Annotated in this window: 9 protein-coding genes; 5 read left to right on the forward strand and 4 right to left on the reverse strand. The window is 45.2% G+C overall.

Annotated elements, in window-relative coordinates:
* Positions 1–159: 159 nt before the first annotated feature.
* The 4 genes from BMX95_RS11000 to BMX95_RS11015 all read right to left on the reverse strand — a co-directional run bounded on the left by BMX95_RS11000 (position 160) and on the right by BMX95_RS11015 (position 4,223).
* On the reverse strand, positions 160–1,059 hold the full coding sequence (locus BMX95_RS11000; protein ID WP_081204503.1) for an AraC family transcriptional regulator: 900 nt from the start codon (positions 1,057–1,059) through the stop codon (positions 160–162).
* Between the two features lie 227 nt (positions 1,060–1,286).
* On the reverse strand, positions 1,287–1,973 hold the full coding sequence (locus tag BMX95_RS11005; RefSeq protein ID WP_081204504.1) for a LytR/AlgR family response regulator transcription factor: 687 nt from the start codon (positions 1,971–1,973) through the stop codon (positions 1,287–1,289).
* A complete protein-coding gene (locus BMX95_RS11010; protein ID WP_081204505.1) occupies positions 1,963–2,982 on the reverse strand; it encodes a sensor histidine kinase in 1,020 nt (339 codons plus the stop codon). The genes BMX95_RS11005 and BMX95_RS11010 overlap by 11 nt, the downstream gene beginning before the upstream one ends.
* On the reverse strand, positions 2,982–4,223 hold the full coding sequence (locus tag BMX95_RS11015; protein WP_081204506.1) for a serine hydrolase domain-containing protein: 1,242 nt from the start codon (positions 4,221–4,223) through the stop codon (positions 2,982–2,984). The genes BMX95_RS11010 and BMX95_RS11015 overlap by 1 nt, the downstream gene beginning before the upstream one ends.
* Before the next feature lie 166 nt (positions 4,224–4,389).
* Between BMX95_RS11015 and BMX95_RS11020 the strand changes: the two genes are divergently transcribed.
* The 5 genes from BMX95_RS11020 to BMX95_RS11040 all read left to right on the forward strand — a co-directional run bounded on the left by BMX95_RS11020 (position 4,390) and on the right by BMX95_RS11040 (position 13,794).
* The gene (locus BMX95_RS11020) at positions 4,390–5,541 is read left to right on the forward strand and encodes a Gfo/Idh/MocA family protein (RefSeq protein ID WP_133054088.1); all 1,152 of its coding nucleotides are present in this window, start codon (positions 4,390–4,392) and stop codon (positions 5,539–5,541) included.
* A gap of 90 nt (positions 5,542–5,631) precedes the next feature.
* On the forward strand, positions 5,632–6,222 hold the full coding sequence (locus BMX95_RS11025; protein WP_081204508.1) for a phage tail protein: 591 nt from the start codon (positions 5,632–5,634) through the stop codon (positions 6,220–6,222).
* A gap of 33 nt (positions 6,223–6,255) precedes the next feature.
* Positions 6,256–7,419, forward strand: a complete 1,164-nt coding sequence (locus BMX95_RS11030) for an ABC transporter substrate-binding protein (protein ID WP_081204509.1) — start codon at positions 6,256–6,258, stop codon at positions 7,417–7,419.
* Between the two features lie 10 nt (positions 7,420–7,429).
* The gene (locus BMX95_RS11035; RefSeq protein ID WP_081204510.1) at positions 7,430–12,826 is read left to right on the forward strand and encodes an Ig-like domain-containing protein; all 5,397 of its coding nucleotides are present in this window, start codon (positions 7,430–7,432) and stop codon (positions 12,824–12,826) included.
* A gap of 20 nt (positions 12,827–12,846) precedes the next feature.
* Positions 12,847–13,794, forward strand: coding sequence for a PorP/SprF family type IX secretion system membrane protein (locus tag BMX95_RS11040; protein WP_081204511.1), 948 nt, complete (start codon positions 12,847–12,849; stop codon positions 13,792–13,794).
* Positions 13,795–14,011: the final 217 nt, after the last annotated feature.

Consider the following 14,011-nt stretch of genomic DNA (forward strand, 5'->3'; position numbering starts at 1 on the left):
TTGGAATTACCGTCTGTTGAATAAAAAAAATGAGTTGTTGACTGAACAATAGCTTGTTCAGGATTGTATTGTACTACTATAATGCATGATAGTATACCGGCATAACCCGGCTTATAAACCGGCATGATCTATGTCAAAAAGGAAAGTATAATAATCTGCCTAAACGCCTTTTCTATAGTCGGAAGGGGTAGTTCCAGTGTAACGTTTAAAGAATTTGCTAAAGAAAAACTGGTCGCTGAAATAAAGGAGGTCTGCCACCTGTGCAATGGTCAGGGAGGGGTCACGCAATAAACTTTTGGCTTCTACAATAACCAGGTCGTCAATGTATTTTCCTGCTGTTTTTCCTGTCAGTTTCTTTACCGTTTGCGTGAGGTATTTGGGCGTTACATACAATCTGTTGGCATAAAACAGTAAACTGCGTTCTGATTTTATATGTTTCGAAAGCAAGCCAAGAAACCGCCAGAGGATCTCCTCTTTGTGGTCATGTACTGCTTTTTTCTGGTTTGAATATTTGTGGTAAAGACCCGCCAGTTCAAACTGGAACACATTAAAAAAATGACGTACCACATCGGCGGAAAACGGATGGTGGTGGTCCCGGGCGAAATTCTTTTCCTGTAACAGGGCGATCATGGTCATGAACCGGGAAGCATCATCAGGATCCAGGTGAAGATGCGTGCTGCGGCTATTTAAAAGGAATTCAAACAGCTCAATATGCCTTTGCGAAAGGCCTGTATCTAACAGGAATTCAGGCGTAAATGCCACGCAGGCCGCTTTACAGTTGTTGGCCGCTCCATCTGACTGCCGCACCATATGCGGTGGAATGATCAGCAGGTCATTTTTTTTTACAACATGCTCTTCTCCATTCAGTTGAATAGTTAAAGAATCATCCATAACCAATAATACCCAATAGGAATCAGTGCGGAAAGGATGGGAAAAAGGAGGCTTGGCATGTTCAGGTTTTTTTATCAAAACCCGCAAGCCTTCCATGTGCCATGAATGACCAGTATTATCATTCATATCCTTAATAGAATGGACGTATACGGGACTAATACTCCTCATACAAAAAATTTAAAGTGTATGAAGAAGGCACGAATAACCAAGGTGTATATAATAATATACTCCTGACAAGTTTAAATGTCATAGCAGTGCAGTATATGTTGTAACATTCCTTTTATATTGGCATGAAAGGAATGTCAGATCAAAATTAACGAGGAAGTAACAGAGGAGATTCGTTGATTGTTCGCCAGGTTTAATAAAAAGGCTGATTTTTTTTATGACCTCAATAATTATTTAATACGTTTATAGAAATCAGCGCGGTACATGTCTGATATAGGAATTACATTATTTTGAATGGTGATTCTATCCTTTTCTACCGATTCTATCTTATTAAGGGAGATCAAAAAAGATTTATGGACCCGGCAAAACTGGCTGCCTGGTAATTTCGATTCCAACATGGTGAAAGTTTCCGAAGTCATGGTTTTCCTGTTGTCACGGCAAATAATTTTTCGGTAATCGCGAACCCCTTCAATAAATAGGAGGTCTTCCAAAAAGATCTTGATATATTGAAACCCTGATCTTACAAAGAGGTACGGCTCTTGTATGGCCGGCCGGGTACTCTTTAATTTATTTTGTACTTTGATCACGGCCTGAAGAAATCGTTCAAAAGGAAAAGGTTTTACCAGGTAATCGGCTACTTCCAGTTCAAAACCCTTTACTGCATATTCATCAAATGCAGTTGTAATGATTACTTCAGGTCTTTGTTTTATGGATTCAAGCAACTGAATACCGGAGAGGCAATCCATTTGAATGTCGAGAAAAATAAGATCTGCCTTTTCGGTTTGCAGAAAGATGATCGCTTCCAGTGCATTGTCAAAAGCCCGCAGCATTTTGAGGAACGGTATTTTTTGCGCATACTGTTGAATGCGCAACATAGCCAATGGCTCGTCTTCGATGATGATGTAGTTAATGTTCATCCAGTTTTATTACAGACGTAACGCAATACAAATTTTCCCGCTGGTTTATTTCTAATTTATAATGGTCCTTATATAACAGGTCCAGTCTTTGTCTTATTAATGCAATTCCTAATCCGCTGTGCTCTTCTATCAATGATTTGGATTTGTCATATAGATTGATGCAGGTAAAATGGATCTGCTTTTCAGCTATTAAAATTTCCAGGGTGATGGCGCCGTTCGTTTTTTTGTTGCTGGCATGTTTAAATGCATTTTCAATGAACGGAATAAATAACATGGGGCCAATCATTAGTTGCCCGGGATTACCTAAGATATTCAAATTTACATATTGTTTATTGGATGTTCTTATTTGTTGCAGTTCTACATATTTTTTGATATAAGCAAGTTCTTTTGTAAGCGGGATCTTTTCCTGTGAGGTTTCATAAACAATAAAGCGTAGTATATCTGACAGCTTTTGCAGATAAGAAGAGGCTGCTTGGGGATCCGTTCCAATCAGCATATCGATGTTGTTTAAGGTATTGAATAAGAAATGCGGATTTAGTTGTGCTTTTAGCAGGGATAGTTCCATCTGCAGATTCTTTTTTTCCAGCTCAGTTTTTTCATGCAGCTCATGGTACCAAATAAAAAAACCTTTAATAATGGTGGCCATTATACTATTTGCCAGTGCAAGGCCCATAAAAACGAGGAAAGCTTTCTGTTCCTGAACCCATTGAATTCCTGTTGTGGCTATTGCAGGTGAATCCCGGTTACTGAGTGGTGTTAGCAGGGTGGAAATAAAGGCTGTCACTATAAGTGCCATTATGCCCCACCCAAAAAAAGGGAGGAACTTATTTTTTGCCAGGAACCCGGGCACCAGCAGTAAATAAAATATAAAAAAGCTAAAACCGCCATTAAGAAAGTATATTAACCAGGTATCTAATGGCTCAATTCCATGGTAGGCATCTCTCCCTGATGCGAACAGGTAAATCAGCCAGTAACCACTGACAAAAAATAATGGGGTTGATTTTTTCATTATTTGGTATCCACTGAATGTAAGAAAAAACCAAGTACCGCCATTGCTTCATTTACATTGAGCGGTGCTTCCATTATATTAGCGGTTATGGCGAAGGTGTAGCCGCTTTCGGGATAAAACAACACAAAGGTTCTGCCGCCTTGTATGGCGCCGCCATGATGGATAAAGGTTAAACCGGTTTTGGTGGTATTGATGCGCCAGGCTATTCCAACATTGGTGTTTTTCCCGTTTTCCAGGTGTTGGGCGGTGAATAATAACTGAAGTGCTTTTTGCTGTAAAACCTTTTGATTTAATAAACCCATTGTCATTTTTACCAAATCATACGGCGTTGATAAAAAACCGCCACCAGCCCATTTATAGCTGTTATTTACCAGGGGTGCATTCACCAGTTTATTACCCGCCTGTTCGTAAAACCTTACCCGGTTGGGTATGATGCTGTCGTTAATATCTGCCGTTGTATGGGTCATTCCGAATGGAACAAAAATGCTGTCCTGCATATAAGATAGAAACGGCATATGTGCGGCTCCTTCAATAACGGCGCTTAATAAGGAATAGCCATATGTTGAATATTCATAGTTGGTGCCCGGTTTGAAAAGCAGGGTGTCGTCTTTAAAAATGGACAGCCCTTCCCAAACACTTTTATATTCCTTTGGAATGGTAAGCGGGTCATCCTTTCTGTAGTGGCGGATGCCGGATATATGTCCTGCCAGTTGTCTGCTGGTAACAGGATACTTCTTAACAGGGAAGTCGGGGACATATTGTTGAACCGGTGCATCCAGGTCCAGCTTTCCCTCCTGGCATAATTTACCTACAGCTAATGACGTGAGTAGTTTGGAAACAGACCCCAGCCGGAATTTTGAATAGATGGATAATGGGGTATTATTCTCAAGATCTGCAAAGCCAAAAGCTTCTGCCCACAGTATTTTTTCTTTATTCCCTACACATACAGATATACCGGGGAGCTTATTTTTTTCGCGTAAGGAGTCGATGAATTTTTCAGCTTTCTTAATCGCTGCGCTGCATGACTTATCCCTGATCGTTTCGCCTGCCTGTTTGTTTTGCGCAAATCCCAGGTTGATCAGGAGCGTTAGCATGATGGTTAGATGTTGTTTCATGTCATAAAACTCCCATCTGCTGTCCAAATGAAAAAATCGCTTCTGCATATGCGCACATCCGGGCTGCAAAATGCCTTTATTGTCCATTAAGTTCAATTTGGCAAAAGTCCGATCGGGGATACCCATTTAAGTGATTTTACGGCCACTGGCAAACAAATTCTATGGCCTCAGACGTTGAGGGTCATTCTATATAATAAAAAAAGCTATATAATAATGACTGTCATATGAGAAATTAATATACAGTAATTAATTATCGTTTATATTTGCGCCTCTTAATAATTAAGCCTGATTTGTGAAAACCCCTCAACCAACAACTACTGCCCGTAGGCAATTCATTAAGCATGCCGCTATGTTGGCCCCTGCTATTACACTATTTCCATCGTGGTTAACTGCATCAACCGGCTCACGCCTGCGTGTCGCATTTATTGGCATGGGGGAGTGGGGGCAGCAATACCTGAGAACGGCCCTGCTGCATAAAGATATTGCTGTGCATGCTGTTTGTGAGCACGATACAGCAGCTCTGCAACAGGCAAAACAAATTTTCAGGAGTGCTGGCATGGCCTTACCTGCATTGTATAACGAAGGGGCAACAGATTATACAAAACTGCTGACGCGCAGAGATATCGATGCCGTGATCATCGCCACCCCCTGGCAAACCCATTACGAAATTGCGAAAGCTGCTTTACTGGCCGGCAAACATGTAGCCTGCGGCGCCATCATGGGCAGCACCGTTGAAGAACATTGGGATATTGTAAATACCAGTAAGCAAACCGGCAAACAATATGTGACGCTCGACGAGCTGAGTTATCGCCCCGAGCTGATGGCCATTACCAGTTTGGTTAAGGAAGGAAAACTGGGGGAACTGCAAACGATACATGCCGGTGCAGATTATGCTGCATTAAACAATACAACAATAAGTGGAACTCAGCCGTACCCTGTTTATCCGGCAGCCGCTACTGCTGATCTCTTAGGTATTTCGGCCACCAATCAATATATTTCGCTGAGTGTACAAGAACGCCAGCAGAGTTATGTGATCAGCAAAGCTGATCCCAAAACAGGCAAACCGCAATTAATTATCACGAACGGACTGGTTAATAGCATTAGTCTGGGTACCAGCAATAACCAATCTGTTTTATTTCAGTCTAATTTCAATACACATAGTTTTTCAACCGGTTTTTGGTTACAGGCTACCGGTGGCCACTGGACAGACCTTTCGAAATCGGTTCAAATAACCGGTGAGCATGCGGCCCACCTTAATTTAAACTCCAATCATCCTCAGGGTAACATCGCATTGGCGCTGCATGATTTTGTAAACAAGGTACGGCAGCCAACTGAACAATTAGCAGTATGCGCAGCGGCAACCAACAGCGTAATTGGTACGCTGGCCGGTTTGTCGGCAGCACAAAATGGGGCTACTATTCAATTTCCTGACTTTTATTCATAACGTTAAACACTTGCTATAGCAGGAGCTTGGCATTCGGTTTAGAATAATTATTGTAAACACGGGTTACTCATACACTAAATTTTTACTTACATGAATCCATTGTTAGCCTTGATCACGATGTTTGGTGGCGACTTTGCGCCACTTGGCTGGGCTTTTTGCCAGGGCCAGCTTTTGGCAATTTCCCAAAATACTGCGCTGTTCTCATTATTGGGAACTTATTATGGCGGTGATGGCCAAACCACTTTCGCATTACCTGATCTGCGCGGGCGGGTTCCTGTTGGTATTGGCCAGGGCCCGGGTTTAACAAGTGTAAGCATTGGCGAGGTGGCCGGGTCGCCAACCATTACCCTTACCATTACCAACATGCCTGCACATACCCATACAGCCAGTGGTAACGGGTTAACGGTAGCGCAATCGGCCAGTACGGCTGCCGCCACTACCAACACGCCCGGCAGCACCCTGGTGCCTGCTGTATTGCCTACTATTGGCAGTGGCCCCACTGCTACTCCTATTAAAGGGTATGCTGCCAAGGATAACAGTACTACATTGGCGTCAAGCAGTATAAGTGGGAACCTGACAACCAACATTACCGGTGGCAGTCAGCCAATTTCAATCATGCAGCCTTATTTGGGTGTGAATTATATCATTGCCATGCAAGGTATTTACCCCAGCAGAAACTAGGATCGTTATTTAATCGCTCTTTCATTATAAGCCATGAACGCCCCCCTTACCGTTGGATTTCTGACACCATATTCGAGCACCTATCCATTTTATGCGCAACACCTGCTCACCGGCTGGTTGCTGGGTATGGAACTTGATCCCGTACGGCAACGCACCATTCAGTTCGTGCAGGAGTACACCAACCTGGGCAGTGCGCATGATACCGAAGCTGCAGCCCGCAAGCTGCTCTTCTTCAACAGGGTTGATGTTATATCGGGATTGATAAGCTATAAAGCCATTCCCGATATAACGCCCCTGATAGAACGAGAAGGAAAACCGGCGTTCTTTTTCGACATGGGCGAACACGTACCCTTCTTCCCCTTATTAAGCCCTGACATCTTTTACGCGTCGCATCAATTATGGCAATCGCAATTTGCATTAGGTTACTGGGCGCAAAAGACCTGGGGCAGCGGCGGGCATCTTATTATGCCTATTTATGAAGCCGGTTACCACTTGAACAGTACGTTTCAACAGGGCGTAGCTGCTGCCGGCGGCACACAGGTGCAGCTTACTGTAATCCCTTACGACACAAACAACCCCAGCCTCATGGAGTTGGGTAGCTTTTACGATCACCTGGCTAAAGAACCACCCCCTTATGTACACGCTATCTTCAGCGGTAACATGGGCATCGAATTCCTTAAAACATGGTTGAACAGCGGCTTTCATAAAAAAATACCACTGCTGGTTCAGGAAACCATGGCCTATGACGATATCATAGGCGATCTGAAACATCTTGACCTGGAAATTTACACGGGCCAGCAATGGATCCGCGAAGCAGAAAGTAAACCCAACCAGGTATTTGTAAAAAGGTTTGAGAATTTAGCCAAACAATCCGCCAATATCTATGCATTACTGGGTTACGAAGCCGGGCTTATCTGGAAAGAAGTATTACCACATGCCCTGAAAAGGGATTGGGATACAGTAAAGGCGCAACTGCGGGAGGGCATCATTGTGAGCCCCCGCGGCGAGAAGAATTTCTTTCCCCGTTCCGGCTTTGCATTGCCCACTACCAATATCCTCAAGTTGACAACATCAAATAACAAAACACATAAACTTATTCTTGACCAGGGAAAAGGGATGCGTTTCGATGCACAGGAATTTGAACTGATCCATCGGGAAAGCGCTTCAGGCTGGCAAAACCCGTTTCTCTGTTATTAACCCCCCGAACATGAACCATTTATTGTTTAAACGCACAGGATTGTTATTGCTCTTCCTGGGCTTTTTTCTTTTTTCCCTGCAAAGCCGCGCGCAATACACGGCAACCGATTTTGAAACCGGTAATTATTATACCGCGTTAGCCAAAGACAACAATGATAATGTGTATGGCACCCGGTATAATACCGCTATCAGCACCTGGGAAGTAGTAAAGTACACGAATGGTACGGGTACCCCGGCTGTTATTTATTCCGGGTTGACGAATCCATCAACCGAAGTTCCCTGGGGGCTTACGGTAAATAGCATTGGCGATGTGTTTGTAACAAACATGGTGGGGCAATGGCAGATCATTAAGCTCGCAGCTCCTACTTATACTGCTTCAGTGATCCAAAGTGGCAATTATTATGCTGCTCTGGGTACGGATAATAGCAATAACCTGCTATCGATGGAATTTAATAGCGGCACCAATAGCTACCAGCTGGTACGGTATCCTTTCGGCGCTGAACAATTAGCAGGATCTGTTGTTTATAACGGGCTTCCGCTTCCCACCATCCCTGATGACTCCTATCCCTGGGGAATAGTGACCGACCAGAATAACAATATTTATCTCCTTGATTTTCTTACCCACAACAATGGTCAGATAATCAAGTTGACTGCACCGGCGTATACGGCTACCACGGTGGCTACCAATAGATATTTTACCGCGTTGGCAAAGGATGCTTCGAATAATTTCTATACCATTGAAGGTGATCCGGGTAATGCGTCACAGGCGCGTATTATGAAATATACCGACCTGGCAGCTGCCGGCACCCAGCTTTATACAGGGTTAAGCACACGGGCCTATGAACGTCCCTGGGGATTGGCGGTAACCAGTAACGGAACTGTGTATGCAGGTGATTATGGAGGACTTCCCAATACAAGACTGATAAAGTTAACCCCGCCCGGAGTTGCCGTCACCAGTGTGAACCGGGTTGGCGCCGCTGCTACCAATACCACCACCACTGTACAATATACGGTTACGTTCGACGGTCCGGCAAGCGGTGTAAACGTCAACTCGTTTAGTTTAACAACTTCCGGCAGTTTAACCGGCGTTGCCATAGGCAGTGTAAGCGGCAGCGGAACTACTTATACGGTAACCGTTAATGTAGGCACTGGTGAAGGTACCATACGGCTCAATGTGAGGGGCACCGGCATAACCCCTACGGTTACCAATGTACCATTTACCGGGCAGGTGTATACCATCGACAGAACAGCACCTGTTACCACACTTGTTAGCGGACCCCCGTCATTAACAAACAGTACCACTGCTAACTTCACCTTTAGTTCGAATGAGGCCGGCGGTACCTTTGAGGTAAGCCTCGATGGCGGCGGCTATACGGCGGCCACAAGTCCTATGAACTTTACCGGGCTTGGGTCTGGCGGCCACACGTTCTCAGTACGCGCCATCGATGCAGCCGGAAATGTAGACGCTACACCGGAACCATATAGCTGGACGGTCGATGCAACAGCGCCCAATACCTCAATAGTAACAAAACCAACCGACCCAAGCAGCAGTACAACGGCCACCTTTACATTTATTGCCAATGAAGCGAATTGTACCTTCAAGGGCAGACTGGATGGTGGTCCCAATAATACGGTTACCACTCCTCTAACTTTTACCGGGTTGAGTCAGGGCCCTCATACCTTCCAGGTACAGGCAGTTGATGCTGCGGGCAATGTCGATGCTTCGCCCGACGGCTATTTGTGGGTGGTGGATATGATACCCACTGTTACCCAGGTGAATGTGCCGATCAATGGCTATTATAAAGCGGGCCAGATACTGGACTTTATGATAAGGTTCAGTGAGAATGTTTTTGTTACCGGCACGCCGTACTTGCCTATTACAATTGGTTCAACAACTGTGCCTGTCAATTTCAGCGGGGGATCAGGTACCAATTCATTGATATTTAGTTATACGGTACAGCCAGGCGATAATGATATGGACGGCATTGGAGTGGGGACCGCTATTCAGTTGAATGGCGGCACTGTCAGGGATGCCAGCAATGATGCTGTTGTTACCCTAAGCACTGTTCCTTCTACCGCCAACGTGTTTGTAAATACGGTTACTCCATCGGTAGTGTTGTCAACAACCGCTTCCGGCCTGATAAACACGCCATTCACTGTAACTGCTACGTCTAGTGAAGCCGTTACAGGGTTAACAGTCGCCGATTTTGCTGTAACCAATGCCACGGTAAGCAACCTGAGCACTACAAACAACATTACTTATACCGTACTTGTAACGCCTGCTTCTGATGGCCCGGTTACCATAAATCTTCCAGTTGATGTGGCAATAAATATTGGCAACAACGGGAATACGGCTTCCAATACAATTTCAACTTTTTATGATAGTAACCCGCCAGGCATTAATTCGGTAACTGTACCGGCCGATGGATATTATAAGGCCGGCGACAAGCTGACATTTACTATTAATTTCAATGAATTAGTGTATGTGGAAGGCGCACCAACCAATACACCGTACCTCGAACTGCAATTGGCTTCAGGAACCGTGAGAGCTTATAGTGTAGATGGAGGCCCTGCCACATCTTTACAATTCGATTATACGATAGTGGATGGTGACATGGATATGGACGGTATTGTAGTGAACAGCCTGCAACTCAATGGCGGCAGAATGCATGATCCGGCAGGTAATAACCTGGTTACAACCCTGGTTGGTGTGGGTAATACCAGTCAGGTTCGGGTAAATACCTCCATCCCAAGCGTAAGCCTTTCAACAACCGCTACCAGCCCGGTAACCACACCATTCACAATGAACATTGCGTTTAGCGAGAATGTGACCGGTTTCACTTCAGCAGATATAGTTGCAACAGGTGCAACCGTCAGCCCGGTAACGGTGATCGACAATGCCCACTATTCCGTAATTGTAGTTCCAACAGGAGCTGGTACCATTTCAATTAATGTGCCGGCAGATGTAGCAGCGAACATTGGCGGCAATGGTAACTCAGCGTCAAATACGATAACGTTAACTTACGATGTAACGCCACCGGTTGTTACTTCGGTTTCAGTACCGGCAAACGGTTATTATAAAGCAGGGAATACACTCTCATTCACTGTTAATTTCGATGAGAATGTTGTTGTTACCGGCACACCATCACTTCCCGTAACAATTGGCACATCAACAGTTATGGCTAATTATACCGGCGGTTCAGGTACCAATGCATTGACTTTTGCTTATACGGTAATCGCTGGTAATAATGATATGGATGGCATTGCAACGGGTACTGCGCTGCAGTTAAATGGCGGAACTATTAAAGATGTGGCGACCAATGATGCCAACCTTACCCTTAACAGTGTAGGCAATACCAGTGGCGTATTTGTGAACACAACCATTCCTTCGGTCGCAATTATTGGCTCTGCTGTTTTAAATGCACCCTGGACCGCAACCATCGTCTTCAGCGAAAAAGTAACCGGCTTTATAGCAGCTGATATTTTACTTTCGAATGCTTCGTCCAGTAACTTTCAAACAACCGATAACATCACATATACCGTATTGATAACGCCCATTGCGCCGGGTACAGTAAGTATTACCGTTCCGGCCGGAGCTGCCGTTAATATTGGTGATAATGGCAATACGGCATCCAGTCCGTTGACTTATACATATGATCCGAACCCATCGGTGATCACCTCAGTAGACCTGCCTGCAACTGGTATTTATAAGGCCGGCGATGTACTTACCTTCACGGTCAACTTCGATGAGAGCGTACTGGTAACTGGTGCACCAACATTGCCGGTGATCATTGGCAGCACAACCGTACAGGCTGCTTATGTAGGCGGTTCTGGCACCAACTCGCTGACATTCACCTATACCGTTCAGGATGGGGATCAGGACATGGATGGAATTTCATTGGGAACCGATCTTCAAATTGGCAGCGCAGCTATCAAAGATGTGTCTGGCAACAATGCAACAACAACCTTGAACAGTGTCTTCGGCAATGTTGTAAAAGTGAATACCACGCATGCTACGGTAGTCCTGTCAACCGCAGCAGCAAGAGTGAATGCAGCGTATACCGTAACTGCTGCCTTCAGTGAAGAAGTAACCGGATTGACGCTTGCTGACTTTACAGCCACCAATGCCACTATAAGTAATCTTCAAACAACCGATAATATTACTTATACCATAGTAGTAACACCTGCTGCAGATGGAAATGTAAGCCTTAACCTGCCTGCCGATGCGGCTGTGAATGTGGCCGGCAACGGTAATAAAGCATCCAACACCTTAACGGTTACTATGGACGCTACCGCACCGGTAATTACTGCTGCGCAGAATTTCAACATTTTGCAGAACAGCACTGCCGGTACACAAATTGGACAGGTGCTTGCAACCGATGCAAGCGGAATCATCCAGAACTTTGCGATCGCTTCCGATCCTACTGGCGGCGCCTTTGCAATAAGCGCTACAGGTATGATCAGTGTGAACGATATGGCTATTCTTAATAATAACGTGGGCGGTGCCATCAACCTGCTGGTAACTGTAACCGATGGTTTGAACACCAGCACAGCCACTGCAGTAGCCGTTAAAATAAATGGGATCAACAAAGCGCCGGTGCTCGATGCCATCAACAATGTAACGCTTTGTGCTACCACCAGCAGCCAAACCATTCAGTTGACCGGCGCTTCAGCGGTAGAACCAGCACAAACCTATACATTAGGCATTGCCAGCAGCCAGGCTTACTTTGATGTACTTTCTGTGAATGCGGCAGGGTTGATCACTTATCAATTGAAGTCAGGTGTGACTTCAGGTGTAACTACCATCACCGTTACCATTAAAGACAACGGCGGTACTGCCAATGGCGGGGTTGATACTTACCAGCGCACCTTCACCATCACGGTGAATCCGTTACCGGTGGTAACCATTGCCAGCGATAAAGGCAACAGCGTATCGAAAGGCGATGTTGTTCACCTCACCGCAACCGGCGGCGCTACCTATAACTGGACTGCCAACAGCAGCATAGTAAGTGGACAGCAGGATGCCGTAGCTGAGGTAAGGCCGCAGGCCAATACCACTTACCAGGTAACGGCTGTCAGCAATATGGGTTGTAACAATACCGCTTCTATCAATATTGCAACCATAGAAGATTTTAAAGTGGATGCCACCAACGTGCTTACACCCAACGGCGACGGCAAAAACGATAAATGGGTTATCAGGAATATCGATAGTTATCCGGATAATGAACTGAAGATCTTCGATCGCAGCGGTCGACTGGTATTCAGCCAACGGAATTATAACAATAACTGGGATGGAAAAGTAAACGGCAATCCGCTGTCGGAAGGCACTTACTATTATTTCCTGAGTATTTCCGGGGGCGCCAAAACCGCCAAAGGTTTCATCACCATTATCCTGAAAGCTAATTGATCACCTTAAAAATTACGATTATGCGCTATACAACACATTCAATATATACTAAGCAGATGCGGAAGTTCCTGTTATGCGGGTTATTTACCGCCGGTATATTTGTTCAGAAAGGCATTGCTCAGTCACCGAGCAATGCCCAGGGTTTACTGGAGCCGTCGGCTACCGTTCTTTACCAGAACCAGTACCTGGGCAACGCAGCCATGGCAGGTATCGATTCAGGCCTGCACCTCAATGCAGCGCATCGCCGTCAATGGCAGAACAGTATCGAAGGCGCACCGGTAAGTACCTTCGTTACAGCCGATTTTAACACCGGCAACCGCGGTGGCATAGGTTTGAACATGATGGCCGATGCAGCCGGTTTGATAAAAAGGACACACCTGGCATTGTCTTATGCCTATCACATGCCACTAAGCGCTACCCGTAACCAGGTATTGCACTTTGGCCTGTCGATGTCATTCGATTTTCAACGGATAAACCTTGATAAAGTTGACGGCGACCTCAATGATCCCACTTTGTTGGCATACAATGCGCGCGACAATTATTTTGGCGGTGATTTTGGTATGGCTTATACCGACGACCACTGGACCATTCAAAGTTCGCTGCCCAACATCAGGGCTATGTTCACTGGGGTGAACCGTGGTATAAATGGCGGTACGCTGGTATATTCAGCTGCTGCCTATAAACTTAAAATGGAAGGAGCTGTAAGCACCATTGAGCCCAAGGTTGCCTATCGCGCTATAAGAGGATATGATGATATTATCGATGCAGGGGTAAACGTATCCTTCCTTGATAATTTGGCTAACGTAATGGCTGTATACCATACTTCTAAAAGTGTAACGGCCGGCATTGGTGTAAATATCAAAAAGACAGCAGTTATTCAATTGATGTACACCACCCAAACCGGTGGCATAAAATCATATGTTGATGGCAGTTACGAAATAGGCGCCACCATTAATTTGTTTAATTAGGACTTACCCGTCGTATTATAATATAGATCCCGCCCCGGTTGATCCGGGGCGGGATTTTTTTATCGCGGGACGAAGACTGGCTTCATGTTACGCTCCCTGTAAACAGAAACTGGCTGGCTTCCTGCTGGTATTGTGTTCCTATCAAAAAACGCAGAATTTCTATGGAAAACGATATTTATTCACAGCCAGCAGAAAAACGGCCAATTAATGAATCGAG

This window comes from Niastella yeongjuensis, from assembly GCF_900110245.1.
Classification (GTDB): domain Bacteria; phylum Bacteroidota; class Bacteroidia; order Chitinophagales; family Chitinophagaceae; genus Niastella; species Niastella yeongjuensis.

What these genes read in the sequence shown, in the direction of transcription:
- BMX95_RS11025 (WP_081204508.1), top strand. Translation starts at nt 5,632, where the DNA reads ATGAATCCATTGTTAGCCTTGATCACGATGTTTGGTGGCGACTTTGCG.
- BMX95_RS11005 (WP_081204504.1), bottom strand. Translation starts at nt 1,973, where the DNA reads ATGAACATTAACTACATCATCATCGAAGACGAGCCATTGGCTATGTTG.
- BMX95_RS11035 (WP_081204510.1), top strand. Translation starts at nt 7,430, where the DNA reads ATGAACCATTTATTGTTTAAACGCACAGGATTGTTATTGCTCTTCCTG.
- BMX95_RS11000 (WP_081204503.1), bottom strand. Translation starts at nt 1,059, where the DNA reads ATGAGGAGTATTAGTCCCGTATACGTCCATTCTATTAAGGATATGAAT.
- BMX95_RS11040 (WP_081204511.1), top strand. Translation starts at nt 12,847, where the DNA reads ATGCGCTATACAACACATTCAATATATACTAAGCAGATGCGGAAGTTC.
- BMX95_RS11010 (WP_081204505.1), bottom strand. Translation starts at nt 2,982, where the DNA reads ATGAAAAAATCAACCCCATTATTTTTTGTCAGTGGTTACTGGCTGATT.
- BMX95_RS11030 (WP_081204509.1), top strand. Translation starts at nt 6,256, where the DNA reads ATGAACGCCCCCCTTACCGTTGGATTTCTGACACCATATTCGAGCACC.
- BMX95_RS11015 (WP_081204506.1), bottom strand. Translation starts at nt 4,223, where the DNA reads ATGGGTATCCCCGATCGGACTTTTGCCAAATTGAACTTAATGGACAAT.